21 protein-coding genes are annotated in these 17657 nt (G+C 66.3%); 16 read left to right on the top strand and 5 right to left on the bottom strand.

Going from position 1 to position 17657, the window contains the following annotated elements; all coding sequences use genetic code 11:
• Window positions 1-4 precede the first annotated feature (4 nt).
• Together WKH79_RS06750 and WKH79_RS06745 are read right to left on the bottom strand one after the other, a co-directional pair.
• Window positions 5-787 (bottom strand): SDR family oxidoreductase, encoded by a 783-nt coding sequence (locus WKH79_RS06750; protein ID WP_230833883.1) that lies wholly within the window; start codon window positions 785-787, stop codon window positions 5-7.
• Between the two features lie 18 nt (window positions 788-805).
• On the bottom strand, window positions 806-2224 hold the full coding sequence (locus tag WKH79_RS06745; protein WP_341860006.1) for a sigma-54 dependent transcriptional regulator: 1419 nt from the start codon (window positions 2222-2224) through the stop codon (window positions 806-808).
• 187 nt (window positions 2225-2411) lie between these two features.
• Between WKH79_RS06745 and WKH79_RS06740 the strand changes: the two genes are divergently transcribed.
• The 14 genes from WKH79_RS06740 (at window position 2412) to WKH79_RS06675 (ending at window position 14584) form a co-directional block, all read left to right on the top strand.
• Window positions 2412-2537 (top strand): aa3-type cytochrome c oxidase subunit IV, encoded by a 126-nt coding sequence (locus WKH79_RS06740; RefSeq protein WP_082835688.1) that lies wholly within the window; start codon window positions 2412-2414, stop codon window positions 2535-2537.
• Between the two features lie 4 nt (window positions 2538-2541).
• Complete coding sequence (locus WKH79_RS06735; protein WP_341860005.1) at window positions 2542-3672, top strand: NAD(P) transhydrogenase subunit alpha; 1131 nt, start codon at window positions 2542-2544, stop codon at window positions 3670-3672.
• A 24-nt stretch (window positions 3673-3696) separates the two neighbouring features.
• Complete coding sequence (locus WKH79_RS06730) at window positions 3697-3981, top strand: NAD(P) transhydrogenase subunit alpha (RefSeq protein WP_230833887.1); 285 nt, start codon at window positions 3697-3699, stop codon at window positions 3979-3981.
• 139 nt (window positions 3982-4120) lie between these two features.
• On the top strand, window positions 4121-5590 hold the full coding sequence (locus WKH79_RS06725) for an NAD(P)(+) transhydrogenase (Re/Si-specific) subunit beta (protein ID WP_230833888.1): 1470 nt from the start codon (window positions 4121-4123) through the stop codon (window positions 5588-5590).
• A 1-nt stretch (window position 5591) separates the two neighbouring features.
• Entirely contained in the window at window positions 5592-5936 is a 345-nt protein-coding gene (locus tag WKH79_RS06720; protein ID WP_341860004.1) for a hypothetical protein, read from the top strand.
• Window positions 5937-5995: 59 nt separating this feature from the next.
• Complete coding sequence (locus WKH79_RS06715) at window positions 5996-7189, top strand: parallel beta-helix domain-containing protein (RefSeq protein ID WP_341860003.1); 1194 nt, start codon at window positions 5996-5998, stop codon at window positions 7187-7189.
• Window positions 7186-8202 carry an SO2930 family diheme c-type cytochrome gene (locus tag WKH79_RS06710; RefSeq protein WP_341860002.1) on the top strand — a complete coding sequence of 339 codons (1017 nt, stop codon included), beginning with the start codon at window positions 7186-7188 and terminating at the stop codon, window positions 8200-8202. Before WKH79_RS06715 ends, WKH79_RS06710 begins: the two co-directional genes overlap by 4 nt.
• Window positions 8199-9179 (top strand): alpha/beta hydrolase, encoded by a 981-nt coding sequence (locus WKH79_RS06705; protein WP_341860001.1) that lies wholly within the window; start codon window positions 8199-8201, stop codon window positions 9177-9179. The genes WKH79_RS06710 and WKH79_RS06705 overlap by 4 nt, the downstream gene beginning before the upstream one ends.
• Window positions 9180-9253: 74 nt before the next feature.
• Entirely contained in the window at window positions 9254-9943 is a 690-nt protein-coding gene (locus tag WKH79_RS06700; RefSeq protein ID WP_050599809.1) for an amino acid racemase, read from the top strand.
• 113 nt (window positions 9944-10056) lie between these two features.
• Window positions 10057-11217: a deoxyguanosinetriphosphate triphosphohydrolase gene (locus WKH79_RS06695; protein WP_341860000.1), complete on the top strand. Its 1161-nt coding sequence runs from the start codon at window positions 10057-10059 to the stop codon at window positions 11215-11217.
• A complete protein-coding gene (locus WKH79_RS06690; protein WP_341859999.1) occupies window positions 11210-11914 on the top strand; it encodes an NAD(P)H-binding protein in 705 nt (234 codons plus the stop codon). The genes WKH79_RS06695 and WKH79_RS06690 overlap by 8 nt, the downstream gene beginning before the upstream one ends.
• Window positions 11914-12366: an ABA4-like family protein gene (locus tag WKH79_RS06685; protein ID WP_341859998.1), complete on the top strand. Its 453-nt coding sequence runs from the start codon at window positions 11914-11916 to the stop codon at window positions 12364-12366. The genes WKH79_RS06690 and WKH79_RS06685 overlap by 1 nt, the downstream gene beginning before the upstream one ends.
• A 77-nt stretch (window positions 12367-12443) precedes the next feature.
• The gene (locus WKH79_RS06680; protein ID WP_341859997.1) at window positions 12444-13994 is read left to right on the top strand and encodes a fatty acid--CoA ligase; all 1551 of its coding nucleotides are present in this window, start codon (window positions 12444-12446) and stop codon (window positions 13992-13994) included.
• Window positions 13991-14584 (top strand): DUF938 domain-containing protein, encoded by a 594-nt coding sequence (locus WKH79_RS06675; protein ID WP_341859996.1) that lies wholly within the window; start codon window positions 13991-13993, stop codon window positions 14582-14584. Before WKH79_RS06680 ends, WKH79_RS06675 begins: the two co-directional genes overlap by 4 nt.
• 37 nt (window positions 14585-14621) lie before the next feature.
• Here WKH79_RS06675 and WKH79_RS06670 read toward each other — a convergent pair whose 3' ends face one another.
• Window positions 14622-15518, bottom strand: coding sequence for a LysR family transcriptional regulator (locus WKH79_RS06670; protein ID WP_341859995.1), 897 nt, complete (start codon window positions 15516-15518; stop codon window positions 14622-14624).
• Between the two features lie 93 nt (window positions 15519-15611).
• On the opposite strand from WKH79_RS06670, the gene WKH79_RS06665 reads away from it, so the two are divergent.
• Window positions 15612-16109: a lactoylglutathione lyase family protein gene (locus WKH79_RS06665; protein WP_063511666.1), complete on the top strand. Its 498-nt coding sequence runs from the start codon at window positions 15612-15614 to the stop codon at window positions 16107-16109.
• A gap of 128 nt (window positions 16110-16237) precedes the next feature.
• Here the strand turns inward: WKH79_RS06665 and WKH79_RS06660 are convergent, their stop codons facing one another.
• Window positions 16238-16366, bottom strand: coding sequence for a hypothetical protein (locus WKH79_RS06660; protein ID WP_255357748.1), 129 nt, complete (start codon window positions 16364-16366; stop codon window positions 16238-16240).
• Window positions 16367-16418: 52 nt separating this feature from the next.
• Window positions 16419-17339: a DMT family transporter gene (locus tag WKH79_RS06655; RefSeq protein ID WP_341859994.1), complete on the bottom strand. Its 921-nt coding sequence runs from the start codon at window positions 17337-17339 to the stop codon at window positions 16419-16421.
• Between the two features lie 82 nt (window positions 17340-17421).
• On the opposite strand from WKH79_RS06655, the gene WKH79_RS06650 reads away from it, so the two are divergent.
• Window positions 17422-17652 (top strand): hypothetical protein, encoded by a 231-nt coding sequence (locus WKH79_RS06650; RefSeq protein ID WP_063506533.1) that lies wholly within the window; start codon window positions 17422-17424, stop codon window positions 17650-17652.
• Window positions 17653-17657: the final 5 nt, after the last annotated feature.

Below are 17657 nucleotides of genomic sequence, written 5' to 3'. Positions count from 1 at the left end.
CCGTCTAGCTTCCGGGCGAAGCGGCGCTGCCCGCGAGCAGGCCGCCGTCGAGCGTGAGTTCGGCGCCGGTCATATAGCCGCTGTCGGCGCTGGCGAGGTAGACGCATGCCGCGGCTACCTCTTCGGCCGTGCCGAAGCGCTTTAGCGGCGTGTCGGCGACCAGCGCGGCCATCTTCGCGTCGCGGTCTGGCCCGTCGCCCAGCATCGGCTCCCAGATGTCGGTGAGGATCGCGGCGGGGTGGACCGAGTTGCAGCGGATCGCCCAGCCTTGCTGCGCGGCGTAGAGCGCGACCGACTTGCTGTGGTTGCGCATCGCCGCCTTGCTCGCGGCATAGGCCGCTGCGCCGGGAATGCCGACGAGGCCCGAGCGCGAGGACATGTTGATGATCGACCCCGTGCCCTTGGCCTTCATCGCGCGCAGGGCATAGCGGCAGCCGAGGAAGCAGCCGTCGGTGTTGACGCCGTGCACGCGGTGCCATTCGGCCAAGCTGGCGTTCTCGGGGTCATGCGGCGCGGGGCCGTCCTCGAACCCGGTGATCCCGGCGTTGTTGACCAGCACGTCGATCGCGGGGAAGGCCGCGGCCAGCGCGTCCCATTCGGCTTCGCTGGCGACGTCGAGGCGGTGGAAGCTGCAACCGAGCCCGGCGGCAGCTTTCCTACCTTCGTCTTCGTCGATATCGGTCAGCACGACGCGCGCGCCTTCGGCAAGGAAGGCGGTGCAGATCGCCTTGCCGATGCCGCGTGCGCCGCCGGTGACCACGCACAGCATGTCGTCGAGCTTGCCCATGGCTACGGGCTAGTCCGCTCAGGCGGCGCTGTCGATGCCGAGTTCGCTGAGCTTGCGGTAGAGCGTCGAGCGGCCGATGCCGAGCCGGCGCGCGACTTCGGTCATCCGCCCGCGGTAATGGCCGATGGCGAGGCGGATGATGTCGGCCTCGATCTCTTCCAGCGGGCGGACGTTGCCGTCGTCGGTATAGAGCAGCAGGCCAAGGCCGCGTGCCCGGCTTTCGCCGCGGTCGACCTCGTCACCCAGCATCTCGGCCAGCTGCGGGAAGCTGTGCGCGGTCAGCGCCTCGCGCTGTTCGAACACGCAGGCACGGAACAGCGCGGCCTGCAGCTGGCGGACATTGCCGGGCCAGTCGTAGCCTTCGAGCAGGCTCAGCGCGCTGTCGGCGATCGAATGGTGCTTGAGCCCGGGCTGTTCGCCGAACTTGGCGAGGAAATAGCGGGTCAGCGCGGGGATGTCGCCCAGCCGCTCGCGCAGGGGCGGCATGCTGATCCGCGTGGCGGACAGCTGGTCGAACAGCGCCTGCGAGAACTGGCCCGCCGCCACGCGGTCCTCGAGCACGTGATCGCTGGTGGCAAAGACGCGCAGGTCGATCTTGAAGCCATGCGCGGCGCCGGTCGGGCGGACGATCCCGGTGGCCAGCACTTCGGCAAGACGGTTCTGCTGCTCTTCGGGAATGCGGTCGACATCGTCGAGGATCAGCGTGCCGCCGTCGCATTGTTCGATCAGTCCGCTCTGGCGGTCGAAAGCGCCCGCGAAAGCGCCCTGCTCGTGGCCGAACAGCAGCGATTCGAGCGATGCTGCCGGCAGGCCGCCGCAGCGCACCATGCGCAGCTCCGCCTTCGCGCGGGTGCTGGCGGCGAGCATCGCGCGGGCGACCATGTCCTTGCCGGTACCGCTTTCGCCTTCGACCAGCACATGGGCATGGCCGCGCGCCGCAGTCGCCGCCTTGGCCAGCGCGGTCCGGAACGGGGCGGCGGTGCCGACCATGCCGTCGAAATCGACCGGGTGGGGCAGCTTCTCGGCCAGCGGCTGCAACTCGGCGTTGGGCCGCGCGCCATAGGTGGCATCGGCCAGCGCAGCGAGCAGGCGGTCGGGATCGACCGGCTTGATGAGATAGTCGGTCGCGCCCGCGCGCATGGCTTCGACTGCCAGCAGCGGCGAGGTGTTGGCCGTGAGCATCAGGAGGGGGACATCGGGGCGCGCCGCGCGCAGTTCGCGGATCAGTTCGCACGCCTGGTCGCCCGGCACCCACTGGTCGAGCAGGATGGCGGTAACTTCGCCGCCGCCCGGCGATGCCAGCATTTCGAGCGCGTCTTCGCCTGTCGCCACGGTCAGCGTACGCCATCCTTCGCGCGCGGCAAGCGCCGACACCAGCCGGCCCTGGGCCGGCTCGTCGTCGATCAGCATCAAGAGGCGCGATCGCTGTGTCGCCATATCTCTCGCCATTCTCCCCAGGGACATGCGGGCCTGAAGCACGTCCGCGTGAAAGCCCATTACCCCGATAGCGTAAAGAGGCGATTAAGCCTGTCCCATCGGGGACGCGCAAACAGCGGGGCTTGAGCAGCGCGCACCTCCGCGATAGACCCGCCGCGATATCAATTCCACACAGGGAAATCGCATCATGGAATCCGCCAACGACCACAAGGCGCACAACCGGACCTACGGTTCGTTTATCAGCATGCTCAAATGGTCCGTCCCGCTGATTGCTGTCATCACGCTGATCGTCGTCATCTTGATCGCCGAATAACCGGATGGCGCTACGCATCGCGGTTCTGAGAGAGCGCGCGTCGGGCGAGAGCCGGGTCGCGCTGACACCCGAAACGGCGAAGAAGTTCGTCGCTCTCGGGGCTGTGGTCGCAGTCGAGGAAGGCGCTGGTCTGGGCGCCGCCCTCACCGATGGCGCCTTTGCCGAAGCGGGCGCCGAAGTCGGCCCCGCCGCTGCAGTGGTGAAGGATGCGGATATCGTGCTGGGCGTCCAGGCGCCCGACACGGCCGCGCTTGCCGGAGCAAGACGGGGGGCTTGGGTGGCGGCGACATTCGATCCGTTTCGCGAAAGCGCGCGGGTCGCGGCCTATGCCGAGGCGGGCTATGAGGCGCTGAGCATGGAATTCATGCCGCGCATCACCCGCGCGCAGAGCATGGATGTCCTCTCCAGCCAGTCGAATCTCGCCGGCTACAAGGCGGTGCTGACTGCGGCCAATGTGTATGGCCGTGCCTTTCCGATGATGATGACTGCCGCCGGCACCGTGCAGGCGGCCAAGGTGTTCGTGATGGGCGTGGGCGTGGCGGGCCTGCAGGCGATCGCGACAGCCAAGCGGCTTGGCGCGCAGGTCTCCGCCACCGATGTCAGGTCGGCGACGAAAGAGCAGATCCAGTCGCTCGGCGCCAAGCCGATCTTCGTCGAGAATGTCGCGGGCATCGAAGGCGAGGGCTCGGGCGGCTATGCCACCGAGATGAGCGACGAGTACAAGGCCGCGCAGGCAGAGCTGGTCTCCAGCCATATCGCCAAGCAGGATATCGTCATAACCACTGCGCTGATCCCGGGCAGGCCCGCGCCGCGGCTGATCTCGGATGCGCAGGTCGCGAGCATGAAGCCCGGCAGCGTGATCTTCGACCTAGCCGTTGCGCAAGGCGGCAATGTCGAAGGCTCACGTCCCGACGAGGTGGTCGAGAAGCACGGGGTCAAGATCGTCGGCTATTCGAACACTGCCGGACACCTGGCAGCCGATGCTTCGGCGCTGTTCGCGCGCAATCTCTACAACTTCCTGTCCGCCTTCTGGGACGAGGAGGCCGGCAGGCCCGTGCTCGATGAGGAAATCGGCGATGCCGTGCGGCTGACGCAGGGCGGCAAGATCGTGAACGAGAGACTGACCACGACGTAATCCGGGCCCGGGGAGGGGCCGCACATGGACTTCATTTCGATCCTGTCGATCTTCGTGCTGGCGTGTTTCGTCGGCTATTACGTGGTCTGGTCGGTCACGCCCGCGCTGCACACGCCGCTGATGGCGGTGACCAATGCTATCTCGAGTGTCATCATCGTCGGCGCGCTGATCGCGGCGGCCGAAGCCGGTAGCCCGGCGGCGAAATGGCTCGGGCTAGCGGGTGTCGTGCTGGCTAGCGTCAATATCTTCGGCGGCTTCGCGGTGACCGCGCGCATGCTCGCCATGTACAAGAAGAAGGAGAAGAAGTGATGCGGCTTGCGCTCTTCTCCGTACCCATTGCAACGCTATCTGCGCCTGTTCAGGCCTGTATCGATATCATGAACGATGGGGGTATTGCGATCCGAGCAATCCGAATTCCCAGTTCGCCGAGGGGGCAAGAGTCGCTGCTATGCATGCTGCGGAAACCCAAACGGCAGCGGTGAACCCGTGGGTGGCGCTCGCGTATCTCGTATCGGGCGTCTTCTTCATCCTCGCGCTGCGCGGCCTGTCGTCGCCCTCGACCAGCCGGACGGGCAACCGCTTCGGCATGATCGGCATGCTAATCGCGGTGGTGACGACGCTGGTGACGCATGTGCCGACCTCGGACCTTAGCGACTATGAGGTCATCAGCGTCTTCGGCCTTGGCGAAATTCTGATCGCCATCGCCATCGGCGCGATTATCGGCATCACCATAGCCCGCCGCATCGCCATGACCGCGATGCCCGAGCTGGTCGCAGCGTTTCACTCGCTCGTCGGTCTCGCCGCAGTGCTGGTGGGCTGGGCGGCCTACCTCAATCCCGGTGCGTTCGGCCTGCTGGTCGATGGCGGCATTGGGGCGGTTTCCAAGGTCGAGATGGGCCTCGGCATCGCCATCGGCGCGATTACCTTCTCCGGCTCGGTCATCGCCTTTGCCAAGCTTTCAGGGCGGATGAGCGGATCGCCGATCCTGCTGCCTGCGCGGCACGTCATCAATCTCGGCACGCTGGCGGCGATCATCGTGCTGACCGCGCTGTTCGCGATGGCCGGCCCTGCCGAGACCATGCCGCTGATCGTCGCGATGACCGTGCTCGCCTTCCTGATCGGCTTCCTGCTGATCATCCCCATCGGCGGGGCGGACATGCCGGTCGTGGTGTCGATGCTGAACAGCTATTCGGGCTGGGCCGCGGCGGCGATGGGCTTCACGCTCGGCAACAGCGCGATGATCATCACCGGCGCGCTGGTGGGCTCTTCGGGCGCGATCCTCAGTTACATCATGTGCCGCGCGATGAATCGCAGCTTCCTCAGCGTAATCGCGGGCGGCTTCGGCGCGGAGGACGGCGGGGCGGCAGGCGGCGAACCGCGCGAACAGCGCCCCTACAAGCAGGGCAGCGCGGCGGATGCGGCCTTCATGCTCGAACAGGCGGAGAAGGTCATCATCATCCCCGGCTACGGCATGGCGGTGGCGCAGGCGCAGCACGCGCTGCGCGAGATGACCGATATCCTCGAGGAAAAGGGTGTCGAGGTGAAGTTCGCGATCCACCCGGTCGCGGGCCGCATGCCCGGTCACATGAACGTGCTGCTCGCCGAAGCATCGGTCGATTACGACAAGGTGTTCGAGCTGGAGGACATCAACAGCGAGTTCGCGCAGGCCGATGTCGCCTTCATCATCGGTGCCAACGACGTGGTCAACCCCGCGGCGAAAACCGACAAGTCCTCGCCCATCTACGGCATGCCCGTGTTCGACGTGGACAAGGCCCGGCAGGTCTTCTTCATCAAGCGCAGCATGGGCGGCGTCGGTTATGCCGGGGTCGATAACGACGTCTTCTACATGGATCAGACGATGATGCTGCTGTCCGATGCGAAGAAGATGGTCGAGGAAATCGTGAAGGCGCTCGACTGAGGTGAAACGCATCCTGATCGTTCTCGCGCTGCTGGCCGTCGGCGGGGTCGCCCTGTGGGCGACCATCGGCGGCGGATTGCAGGATACCGCGGAGGGCCGGCTGGAGGATGAATTCGTCGCACGCGGCCTGCCGCAGCCGATGGCCGGGTGCATGGCCGAGCGCATGGCGCAGCGGCTGTCGGTGCTCCAGCTGCGCAAGCTGGAAAACCTGCGGGCGCAGGAAGGCGAACGCGCCATACCGCTGAGCATTGCCGAATTCCTCGAACGCATCCGGCGCGTGGACGATGGCGAAGTGCTCGAGGTTGCCGCGAGTTCAGCCGCGGTCTGCGCCTTCGCGCGGGGCTGAACCGCACCCGCTTGCAATCGCCGTCCCTTGCGGCACAATGGGTTGCAAGGGAGAGACTCATGACCATCAGACTGTCGATCGCCGCCGCGCTGCTTGCAGGCGCGGCGCCGGCCATTGCCGCCACGCATTCTATCGTGCCGGGGGACGGCGCGCAGGAAGCCCTGCAGGAAGCGCTGATCCTTGCCGAACCGGGTGACGAGATCGTGCTCGCTGCGGGCCGCTATACGCTGACCGATGGTCTCAGCCTCGATGTCGACGATGTGACCGTACGCGGCGCAGGAATGGACGGCACCGTGCTCGACTTCACCGCCCAGCAGGGCGCGGGCGAAGGGCTGCTGGTGACCAGCGACGGCGTGACGCTGCGCGATTTCGCGCTCGAGAACCCGAAGGGCGACGGGGTGAAATCCAAGGGCGCGGACAATATCGTCTATCACCGCATCCGCGTGACCTGGACGCGCGGTCCGCATCCCGAAAACGGCGCCTATGGCGTCTATCCGGTTGAAAGCGACGGCGTGCTGGTCGATGGCGTCAAGGTCACCGGCGCATCGGATGCGGGCATCTATGTCGGCCAGTCGCACAACATCACCGTGCGCAATTCGATTGCCGAGGCCAATGTCGCCGGGATCGAGATCGAGAACAGCCGCAACGCGCTGGTCGAACACAATGTCGCCACGCGCAACACCGGCGGGATCCTGGTGTTCGACCTGCCCAATCTGCCGGTGATGGGCGGCGGCAATGTAATCGTCGCCAACAATCTGGTGATCGCCAATGATACGCCCAATTTCGCGCCGCCGGGCAATATCGTCGCGGGCGTGCGGCGCGGCACCGGGATCATGGTGATGGCCAACGACAAGGTGCTGATCGAAGACAATATCCTGTCGCGCAATCCGACCGCACCGATCATGGTCATCGCCTACACGCAGGAGTTCGAGGACGAGCGGTACAATCCCTTGCCGCGCGACGTGGTGGTGGGCGAAAACCGTTATGACGGCGGCGGCTACGATCCGCAGCTTGAGGGTGCGGACATGCTGCTGGCAGCCTTCGGCGGCGAACTGCCGCCGGTGCTGTGGGATGGCCTCGGTTCGCTTTCGGCGGTCGAGGGGACCGCGGGGTGGAACCTCAACCTGACCGAAGCGGGCAAGGGCCTCGGCGCGGCGCAGCCCGGTCCGCTGGCCGTGGGCACGCCCGGCCAGCCATTCGACCGGAGCGGCATCGGTGCGCCCACAGCGCTCGAACAAAGGCTTGGCGGATGAAATCCTTCGGATGGCTTGTCTGTGCGGTCGCAGCGCTCTCGGGCGCGATGATCGCGCGGGCGGCCCCGCCGCAGCAGGCAGCCGTCAACGATGCCGCGATCATGGGCGATGGCATGCCGCGGCTGCTGTCGGACTACGGGTTCTTCGACGACGCAGGCGCGCAGTTGCCCGTGGCCGGGGTCCATCCATATCGCCTGAACACGCCGCTCTATTCCGATGGCGCTGAGAAACTGCGGTTTGTCTACCGCGCAGCGGGCACGCAGTTCGGCGCGCAGGGTGAAAGCCTGCTCGACCTGCCGGTGGGTACGGCGCTGATCAAGACCTTTGCCTTCGGCGAGGGCAGCGAACGGCGGCTGATCGAAACACGCGTGCTGCTGCACCGCGCCGACGGCTGGCTGGCGTTGCCCTATCTGTGGAATGACGAACAGACCGATGCGCAGCTGGCGGTGGTCGGCGCGCGGATCGATCTGACCACCCCGGCGGGGCAGGCGATCAGTTACCGCGTCCCCAACAAGAACCAGTGTAAGGAATGCCACGGGCTGAGCGGTGAAGTGGTCCCCATCGGTCCCAAAGCGCGCAATCTGTCGCATGCCTGGTTGAGCCGGATGGTCGCGGGCGGGCACCTCGATACCATGCCGCAGGATGCCGACCAATTGCCGCTGTGGGAGGAGCGTGAAAGCGCGCCGCTGACCGCCGCTGCGCGCGCCTATCTCGACGTGAACTGCGCGCATTGCCACCAGCCCGGCGCGACCGCCTCAAACAGCGGGCTCGACCTGAGGTGGGAGCAGCAGGCGCCCGAGGCGCTGGGGATCGGCAAGCGACCCGTGGCGGCCGGGCGCGGGGCGGGTGGCCATCTGTTCGATATCGTGCCCGGATCGCCCGACGCGTCGATCCTCACCTATCGCATGGCCAGCCCGGAACCCGGCGTGGCGATGCCCGAACTGGGCAAAGCGACGGTTGATGAAGAAGGGCTCACCATCGTGCGCCGCTGGATCGAGGAGATGGCACCGTGAAATGGTTCTGGCGCATTCTGGGCGCTCTGGCGCTCGTACTTCTGGCCGCGTTCTTCATTCTGCGCGTGCCCGACACCGACCCGGCCGAAATGCAGGCGAAATACGGGGCCGCCCCGTCGCGCATGCTCGCGGTCGGGGATGGCCGGCAGGTTCATGTCCGCGACGAAGGCCCGCGCGATGCACCCGCTATCGTACTGCTGCACGGATCCAACGCCGATCTGCATACGTGGCAGGCATGGACCGATGCGCTGAGCGCGGATTACCGCGTGGTCCGGTTCGACCAGCGCGGTCACGGGCTGACCGGCCCCGCTGCCGATGCCGACTACAGCATCGAAGCCTTTGCCGGCGATATCGATGCGGTCGTCGATGCGCTGGGGGTCGAGCGGTTCGTGCTTGCGGGCAATTCGATGGGCGGTGCGATCGCCATGCAATATGCCATCGCCAGTCCGGAGCGGCTCGACGGGCTCGTCCTCGTCGATGCCAGCGGGGCCCCGATCGAGCGCAATGCCGATGGCAATATCGCCTTCAAGCTGGCTGCAATGCCCGGCGTGGGCAGCGTGATGAGCCAGGTCCTGCCGCGCTCGCTGGTCGAACGCAGCCTGTCGCAAAGCGTCTCCAACCAGAAGATCGTCACCGGTGAAGCGGTCGACCGCTATTGGGAACTGGCGCGCTACCCCGGCAACCGCGATGCCACGCGCGCGCGTTTCTCGACCCCGCGCAGCGCCTTCTCGGCCGAGCAGGTTGCCCAAACCGATGTGCCGACGCTGGTCATGTGGGGCGAAGAGGACAAGCTGATCCCCTACGAAGCGGCGGGCTGGTACATGGATCACCTGCCCGATGCGACGCTGGCCGCCTATCCCGGGATCGGCCACCTGCCGATGGAAGAAGCCCCCGAGCGCAGCGCTGCCGATCTGCAACAATGGCTTGCCCGGACGCTGTCTTCGCGAGATACGCCGCAAGACGGAACCGGCGTATGACCCGCCCGTTGTAAGCCCTCGATACGCGGGCCAACCGCGGTCGCTGGTTATCAGGGTGAAAAAGGGACAGACGCTTGCGCAAGCTCGGCATTATCGGGGGTATGAGCTGGATCTCGACCCGCGCCTATTACGAACGCATCAACAAGTTCGTGCAGAAGCGGTCGGCGCCGATGGCCAGTCCGCCGTTGCTGATCGAAAGCCTTGATTACGCACCCATTGCGGCGGCGAAAAATGCCGACGACTGGGATGCGATCGCGGCGACGCTGATCGAATCCGGACGCCGGCTGGAAAGCGCCGGGGCCGAAGCGCTCGTCGTTGCTGCCAATGCCATGCACAAGGTGTACGACCGGCTGACCGAAGGCGTGTCGATCCCGGTGCTGCATATCGCCGATGCGGTGGGGCAGGCGATGGAAGACGCTGACTGCAAGAGCGCGGCGCTGCTCGGCACGCGCTTCGTGATGACCGAAAGCTTCTATCGCCAGCGGCTCGTCGGGCACGGGGTCGACCTGCTGCCCCCCGATCCGGGCGATGTCGAACTGGTTGACGGGATCATCTACAAGGAATTGATGCTGGGCCGCGTCACTCGCGATGCCGAACGCGCGCTCAAGACGGTCATCACCATGAAGGAAAAGCAGGGGGCCCAGGCGATCGTGCTGGCCTGTACCGAGCTGGAACTGGTGGTCGATACCGATGCCAATGTCCTGCCGGTGTACGATTCCACCGATATCCACTGCCGCGCCGCGGCCGACTGGATCCTCGGCTGACAGCGCCCGCGCGGGGCCCCGGCTCCGCGCGCGCACATTCTGCCGAAAACCCCGCGGGTTCGCATTTCGTTCACGTTGTCGCCCCGCGGGCGAACACCTAAGCCTCTGCGCGCATGCACAGAGCTCCCTACGCTTCCGATCCCGCCGCCAGCCGCGGCCGTGAATTCCTCGAGGAACGCGAAGGGACGCGCGGGCCGCGCAGCGAATTCCAGCGCGACCGCGACCGGATCGTTCATTCGATCGCCTTCCGCCGCCTGCGCTCGAAGACGCAGGTGTTCATCGCGCCCGATGGCGACCACTACCGCACCCGGCTGACACACAGCATCGAGGTCGCGCAGATCGGCCGCGTGCTGGCGCGCGAGCTGGGCCTGGACGAAGACCTCACCGAGGCGATCTGCCTGGGGCACGACATCGGGCACCCGCCCTTCGGCCATGCCGGAGAGACCGCGCTCGAGGAAGCGATGGTCGGCGCGGGCGGTTACGATCACAATGCGCACGGCCTGCGCACGCTGGCGCGGCTGGAAAGCCCCTATTGCGACCACGACGGGCTCAATCTGACCTGGGAAACGCTCGAGGGTCTGGCCAAGCACAATGGGCCCGTGTCCGCGCCGGGCTGGGCCCTGGAAGAAATCGACCGGGCTTTCCCGCTCGAGCTGTCGACCTGGCCCTCGCTCGAGGCGCAGGTCGCTGCGATTGCCGACGATATCGCCTATGACAATCACGATATCGACGATGGCCTGCGCGCGGGCTTCCTCGATCTCGACGACCTGCTCGCGCTCGACTGGCTGGCCGACCAGTGGCGCGCGGTCGAGAAACGCTTTCCCCATGCCCCGCGCGACCGGCAGCTGCGCGAACTGGTGCGCACGCAGATCGGGCTGATGGTCACCGACCTGCTGATGCATACGCGCGAGCAGGTGAAGGGCGTCGGCAGCGCCGCCGAAGTCCGCGCGGCAGGGCGCCAGCTGGCGGCTTTCTCGCCCGCGATGCGCGAGCATGAACGCGTGCTCAAGCGCTTCATGTACGACCGGCTGTATTACCACGAGGAACAGATGGAAACGGCCAGGCGCGCGCATGACGTCATCTCGCGCCTGTTCGCCGCCTACCACCGGGATCCGGCCACCATGCCCGAGGAATGGCGTGTGAGCCTGCCCGAAAGCGAACCGCAGCGCAGCCGCCATATCGCCGATTTCATCGCCGGAATGACCGATCGCTTCGCCATCACCCAATGCGCCCGCATCTATGGCAGCATGCCCGAAGGGCTCAGCAATGTCTGACGCGGTGCGGATCGGCCTCATCGGGGCCACCGGCCTGATCGGCGCGGGGGTGATGGCGCAATGCGTGGGGCGCGAGGATGTGCGCCTGACCGGGATTGCCCGGCGCGAGGCGCAATTGCCGCGCGGTATCCGGATGGAACTGTTCGTCGCCGATCCCCCCAATTGGGGCGACGTGATCGAAGCGGTCAGGCCGACCGCGATCATTTGCGCGCTGGGCACGACGTGGAAGAAGGCCGGTGCCGACGAGGCCGCGTTTCGCGCGGTCGATCGCGATCTGGTGCTGGACACCGCGCGGACCGCGCAGCGCCTCGGGGTCGAACGTTTCGTCCATGTCAGTTCGGTCGGCGCCGATCCGCACGCCCGGGCCTTCTACCTCCGCGTGAAGGGCGAGACCGAGCGCGAACTGGCGAAGGTCGGTTTCGCGCGGCTCGATATCCTGCGCCCCGGCCTGCTGCGCGGCACGCGTGCCGAGGAAGACCGGCGGCCCGCCGAACGGTTGGGGATCGCTGCTGCGCCCTTGGCAAATCTGCTATTGCACGGCAGGCTGCGCCAGTATCGCGGGATCAAGGCCGAGATCGTCGCGCAGGCTGCGCTGGCGCTGGCCAAACGCGCGGCGCGCGGCCGGTTCGTGCATGACAATGACGCGATCAGGGCTGCCGCCCGGACGCTGCCGCAATTGGGACGTGAGGCGCTGTGATGACGTGGGAAACGGTATTCGGTACGGCAAACCTGCTCGCATTTGTGATGTGGGCGGGGCTTATCCTCTTGCCGCGCTGGCCCGCATTGCTCGCAGCGGTGCTCTATGCCGGCGTGGGTGTGCTGTGCCTGGCCTATAGCGCCGGACTGATCGGTATCCTGACCGGCGCACTCGCTGCGGGCGGCGGCGATGCGCCCGCCGATTTCACCAGCATCGAAGGCGTCCGCGGCATCTTCGCCAGCGATGGCGGGGCGACGATCGGATGGATCCACTATCTCGCTTTCGACATGTTCGCCGGATTGTGGATCGCGCGCGATGCGGATGCGAAAGGCTTTTCGCGCTGGATCCAGGCGCCGATCCTGTTCGCCACCTTCATGGCGGGGCCGCTGGGGCTGTTGCTGTGGCTGGCCATCCGCGAGCGACGGGCGCGGGCCGGCGGGCGCTGGCAATAGGACGCGGCGAATCGGGTTGCGCAACGCAACCCATCTGCCATGATGATCCCAACTGCTGAAAACAGCGGAGAGGATCTATGGCAGAACACGAAAAGCTCACCTTCGATGAGCTCATCAGGCACTGGGCGAAGGAAAAACCCGATCAGGTCGCGCTCGAGCAGGAAGGCAGCGCGCTGACCTTCGCCGAGCTCGAGGATCGTTCGCGCAAGGTCGTGGCGATGCTCCGCGCGCGCGGACTGGAAAAAGGCGACCGGATCGCCTGGCTGGGAAAGAACGCGCGCCACTATTTCGAACTGTTCTATTCAGCCGCGCGGCTAGGGATCGTCATGGTGCCGATCGGCTGGCGCCTCGCCGCTCCCGAAATAGCCTATATCCTCGGCGACACCGGCGCGAAGCTGCTGTTCATCGACGAGGGGTTCGGCGAACTGGCGGACAAGGCCTGCGGCCAGATGGATGCCGCGCCGCCGATCGTCGACACGCCGACCGCCAGGGCCGAGATCGCCGCTGCCCAGCCTGGCGATTTCGCCGCCGCCGGGGCCGACGATGCCGTGCTGCAGCTCTATACCTCAGGCACGACGGGCAATCCCAAGGGCGCGGTGCTGACCAACGCCAATCTGTTCTCGCTGCGCCTGCCCGCCGAGGAAGCGGCGCAGCCGTGGTCGAGCTGGGACGAGGACGAGGCGATCCTCATCTGCATGCCCTGCGCGCATATCGGCGGGACCGGGCTGGGGATCATGGCGATCGCTGCCGGCATCCGCGCCATCGTGCAGGCCGAGTTTACTCCCGACGGGGTGCTCGATGCGTTCGAACAGGGCATCACGCGGCTGTTCATCGTGCCCGCCGCGCTGCAAATGGTGGTGCAGCATCCGCGGGCGAAAGACACCGACATGTCGGCGGTCAAATACGTTATGTATGGCGCCGCGCCGATCCCGCTCGACCTGCTGCGCGAGGCAGTCCAGACCATTCCCGGCGCAGGCTTCCTGCAATGCTACGGCATGACCGAGACGACCGGCACCATCGCCATGCTCCCGCCCGAGGATCACGCGCTCGACGGCAATCAGCGCATGCGCAGCGCGGGCAAGGCGGTGCCCGGGGCCGAGCTGAAGGTGGTCGGCGAGGACGGCGGCGAACTGCCCTGCGGCGAAGTGGGCGAACTGATCTGCAAAAGCCCGTCGAACATGATCGGGTACTGGAACCTGCCCGATGCCACGCGCGGCGCGCTGAAGGACGGCTGGATGCACACCGGCGATGCCGCCTATATGGACGAGGACGGCTACGTCTATATCCAGGACCGGATCAAGGACATGATCATCTCGGGCGGCGAGAACGTCTACCCCGCGCAGGTCGAAAGCGCGATCTACGGTCATCCGGCCGTGAGCGAGGTGGCGGTGATCGGCGTGCCCGACGAAACCTGGGGCGAAGCGGTCAAGGCCTGCGTGGTGCCCAAGCCGGGGACCACGGTCGATCCCGATGACATCATCGCCTTCACGCGCGAGCGGCTGGCCGGGTTCAAGGTCCCCAAGACGGTCGAGGTGATCGATGCGATGCCGCGCAACCCCAGCGGCAAGATCCTGCGCCGCGAATTGCGTGCGCCGTTCTGGGAAGGGCGCGACAGGCAGGTCAATTGAAACGCCACGCGCCCGCTACCGCGCGCAATTCGCAGCCGCTGGCCGAAGTGCTGGCGCGCGAGCTGCCCGCCAGCGGGACCGTGCTCGAGATCGCCAGCGGCAGCGGCGAGCACGCGGTGTTCATGGCACGCCGCTTTCCCGCGCTCGACTGGCAGCCGAGCGATCGTGATGCCGAGGCGCTGGCCTCGGTCGATGCCTGGGCGGCGGAAGCGCGGCTGGCCAACCTGCGCCCGGCGATCGCGCTCGACGCTGCAGCGCCCGATTGGCCGATCGTGAGTGCTGATGCGCTGCTGTGCGTGAACATGTTGCATATCAGCCCGTGGGACGCGGCGGTCGGGCTGTTTGCGGGGGCGGGGCGGGTGCTGGGATCCGGCGCGCCGCTCGTGCTCTACGGCCCCTTTGTCGAGCCGGATGTCGAGACCGCGGCTTCCAACCATGCCTTCGACCAGTCGCTGCGCCAGCGCGACCCGGCCTGGGGCCTGCGCTCGACCGCCGATCTCGACCGGCTCGCTGCCGGTCACGGCATGACCCGCACGGCGCGCTGCGCCATGCCCGCGAACAATCTGGTGCTGATCTATCGCCGCGACTGAGCGCGGGGGAAGGTGGCGCTGGATAGCCGAGCGCGCGTCAGGCGAGCCTTCCCGCCTCTTTCCGGATCAAGCCCGCCAGCTTTTCAATTCGTGCGGAGCGGCGCCTTCGTTTCAATTCCACCAGATGCAGTTCGAGGAAGCTGGGCTGCGCAAACTGCGCGGTCGCCAGTTTTTCCCGCGCCGGGTAAGCAAGAACCCCGCTGCGAGGCAGGATCGCATAACCGAGGCCCCTGGCAACCGGTTGGGGGATCTGCCCGATCTGGTTGACGAAGCTGCGCACCTGCAGCCGGTCCGTACCGCGATAGTCCTTGGCAAAGTTCGCCCCCAGCACCGCATCGGCATAGGCCGCGGCATCCGGGTGCCGGATAAAGCCGAGCGACTGCAACTGGTCGAAGCCGGGCAGGCGCCCGGCCCATTCACGCGGCAGGATCAGATCGAGCGGTTCGGCGCCCAGATATTCCGCGGCCAGCCGGGGATGGCGCGGGGCCCCCGCTATCACGCCGACATCGTAGCTGCCCGACAGCACTCCTGCGACAATGCTGTCCTCCGGCGCTGCCGTGAGGCGGGCGGAAATGCCGGGCGCCTGAGCCATCCAGTCCATCAGTGCGGGATAGAGCAGCATTGCGAAACTGCCCGAACTCGCCACGCTGATCGTGCCGCGATCTTCATCGTCACCATCGAGACTGTCGAGGAAGTCGCGTTCCTCGCGCCACCGCATGCGCGCCATGGCGAGCGTCTTCTCGCCGGCATCGGTCAGTGCGAAACCCGGCGCATCGCGTTCGACAAGCGGCACGCCCAATTGCTCCTCGAGCTTGGCGATATGCTGCGACATGCCCGGCTGGGTCATGTTGAGCCGCTCGGCAGCGCGCGTGAAATGGCGTTCCTCGCACAGCACGGTGAAGGACTTCAGCCATAGCGAATTGAGTTCTCTCATAATTCTGTATTATCATATCTATGAGAGATAATAATTTCTATTTCTGGGGCGCTGGGGCAATATCGGTCGGGCCAACGATCGAAAGGATCCCCCATGAACGTATCCCCCAAGGCCTTCTCGCATATCGGTCTGTCGGTCCCCGACCTGGACGCCGCGGTCGCATTCTACACCGAAGTTCTCGGTCTCTATACCATCATGGAACCGACCGAGGTGTTCGAGGATGACAGTCCGATCGGCGTCATGTGCACCGATGTGTTCGGCCCCGACTGGAAGTCGCTCAAGATCGCGCATCTGGCCACGGCCGACCGCGTGGGCATCGAGATATTCGAATTTCCTGAAAACTACGCCCCAGACGACAATCTGGACCACAAGCGCCACGGGACGTTCCACTTCTGCGTGCAGGATCCCGATGTCGAAGGACTGGTCGAAAAGATCGTCGCCGCCGGCGGCAAACAGCGCATGCCGGTCCGCGAATATTACCCGGGCGAGAAGCCCTATCGCATGTGCTATGTCGAAGACCCCTTCGGCATCGTCTTCGAAGTCTACAGCCACAGCTACGAACTGACCTATTCGGAAGGCGCCTATTCCTGAGTAGGATAGCGGGCGGGGCTGTCACACCGTCCCGCCTCTGCCGGCTCCTGTCCCACCTGCCGCTGCGGCTGGATATGAAAACGCCCGCCGGTGGGGCGGGCGTTTTCGTGTGGGGTTTTGCTTGCGCCTCAGGTGGCGTCGTCGACCGTGTTGGCGGCGGATTGCAGGTCGTCGCCCGCACCGCGCACGGTGTTGCAGGCGGCGGCGGTCAGCGTCATCGTGGTAATGCCGAGGGCAAGCAGAATTTTCTTGGTCATCGTCGTTCCTTCCCAAAGGGCTCCCAACGCGGGGTGCGACAGGTTCAACGGGTCATGCTTCCTTCGGTTCCGCCAGCGCCCGGCGCGCAAGGCCCAGCCGGTGTTCGCGCCAGGCGATCAGCAGTCCGGCCCCGACCACCAGCGGCGCGCCGATCCAAAACGAGGCGGGCGGCAGATTGCTGAAAACCAGCCAGCCGAACAGCGTAGCCCAGACGAGGCCCGAATAATCCATGACGATGACATTCGCGACCATGCCGTAGCGCAGCGCCGCAGTCAGCAGGACCTGTCCCAGCAGGCCGATGACGCCGCAGGCGAGCAGGAGCAGCCAGTCCTCCAGCGGATGCGCCTGGCCGACGAACGGCATCGCCAGAGCGAGCACGGGCACCGAGAAGAGCGAGAAGTAGAAGACGATGGTGAAGGGGTGTTCGGTGCGCCCGAGATCGCGCAGCTGGACCGAAATCAGCGCGATCATCAGCGCGGCACCAAGCGCGATCGCGGCCCCCAGCAATGGCAGTTCGCCGCCCCATGGCTGTGCGATCACGACGACGCCGGTGAAGCCCAGCGCCACCGCGCTCCAGCGCCAGACCCCGGTCGGTTCGCGCAGCACCAGCGCCGACAGCACGACGGCAAAGATCGCCGAGCTGTAGTTGAGCGTGGTGGCAACCGCGAGCGGCAGCAGCGTGGCCGCGCCGAAATTCATCGTCATGCCGACCATGCCGAAACCCGAACGGCGCAGGTGCGATCCCATCCGCGCGGTCTTGAGCGTGCCGAGTTGCCGCCGCAGCGCGAACCATCCCAGCAGGATCGGAATGGTCGGCAATTGCCGCCAGAACATGATCTCCGCGAGGTGGATGCCGCGTTCGCTGGCGAGCTTTACGCAAGCGAGCAGTCCGGCCAGCACCAGCGCCGCCGCCAGGCGCAGTCCCAGCGCGAGCAGCGGGCGGTTATGGGGATGGTCGCTTTCGGGCTGCATCGCCTGTGGCGGGTAGAGCAGCCATGGCTCAGTGCAAGCGGGAGATTGAAGCCGCCGCCCGGCCGGCCCATATGCCCGCACTGTGAAAGAACCCGAATTCCTGCTGTTCGCAAGCGATGCCGAACTGGCCGCCTACTGGGGCGCGGCCTGCATAGCCGCAGCACTTGCTTGCCTGCTGATGGAACGGCGGCGGATGAAGCGGGCCGAACTCAACCGCGTCGGCTGGATGCCGTGGACCGGGCTGTTCCTCGCCTTGGCGGTCATCGGTGGCGGATTGCTGGCGGCCGCAGTGCCGGCGATCCTGCAGGGCTAGTCGCA

Source organism: Qipengyuania sp. GPGPB31 (assembly GCF_038396345.1).
In the GTDB taxonomy this organism is placed as follows: Bacteria; Pseudomonadota; Alphaproteobacteria; order Sphingomonadales; family Sphingomonadaceae; genus Qipengyuania; species Qipengyuania citrea.
This window is presented reverse-complemented; position numbering and strand designations above follow the sequence as displayed.

Excerpts from the sequence above, each read along its gene's own strand:
- WKH79_RS06750 (WP_230833883.1), bottom strand. The coding sequence starts at position 787 with ATGGGCAAGCTCGACGACATGCTGTGCGTGGTCACCGGCGGCGCACGC.
- WKH79_RS06745 (WP_341860006.1), bottom strand. The coding sequence starts at position 2,224 with ATGGCGACACAGCGATCGCGCCTCTTGATGCTGATCGACGACGAGCCG.
- WKH79_RS06740 (WP_082835688.1), top strand. The coding sequence starts at position 2,412 with ATGGAATCCGCCAACGACCACAAGGCGCACAACCGGACCTACGGTTCG.
- WKH79_RS06735 (WP_341860005.1), top strand. The coding sequence starts at position 2,542 with ATGGCGCTACGCATCGCGGTTCTGAGAGAGCGCGCGTCGGGCGAGAGC.
- WKH79_RS06730 (WP_230833887.1), top strand. The coding sequence starts at position 3,697 with ATGGACTTCATTTCGATCCTGTCGATCTTCGTGCTGGCGTGTTTCGTC.
- WKH79_RS06725 (WP_230833888.1), top strand. The coding sequence starts at position 4,121 with ATGCATGCTGCGGAAACCCAAACGGCAGCGGTGAACCCGTGGGTGGCG.
- WKH79_RS06715 (WP_341860003.1), top strand. The coding sequence starts at position 5,996 with ATGACCATCAGACTGTCGATCGCCGCCGCGCTGCTTGCAGGCGCGGCG.
- WKH79_RS06710 (WP_341860002.1), top strand. The coding sequence starts at position 7,186 with ATGAAATCCTTCGGATGGCTTGTCTGTGCGGTCGCAGCGCTCTCGGGC.
- WKH79_RS06695 (WP_341860000.1), top strand. The coding sequence starts at position 10,057 with ATGCACAGAGCTCCCTACGCTTCCGATCCCGCCGCCAGCCGCGGCCGT.
- WKH79_RS06690 (WP_341859999.1), top strand. The coding sequence starts at position 11,210 with ATGTCTGACGCGGTGCGGATCGGCCTCATCGGGGCCACCGGCCTGATC.
- WKH79_RS06685 (WP_341859998.1), top strand. The coding sequence starts at position 11,914 with ATGACGTGGGAAACGGTATTCGGTACGGCAAACCTGCTCGCATTTGTG.
- WKH79_RS06680 (WP_341859997.1), top strand. The coding sequence starts at position 12,444 with ATGGCAGAACACGAAAAGCTCACCTTCGATGAGCTCATCAGGCACTGG.
- WKH79_RS06670 (WP_341859995.1), bottom strand. The coding sequence starts at position 15,518 with ATGAGAGAACTCAATTCGCTATGGCTGAAGTCCTTCACCGTGCTGTGC.
- WKH79_RS06665 (WP_063511666.1), top strand. The coding sequence starts at position 15,612 with ATGAACGTATCCCCCAAGGCCTTCTCGCATATCGGTCTGTCGGTCCCC.
- WKH79_RS06660 (WP_255357748.1), bottom strand. The coding sequence starts at position 16,366 with ATGACCAAGAAAATTCTGCTTGCCCTCGGCATTACCACGATGACGCTG.
- WKH79_RS06655 (WP_341859994.1), bottom strand. The coding sequence starts at position 17,339 with ATGCAGCCCGAAAGCGACCATCCCCATAACCGCCCGCTGCTCGCGCTG.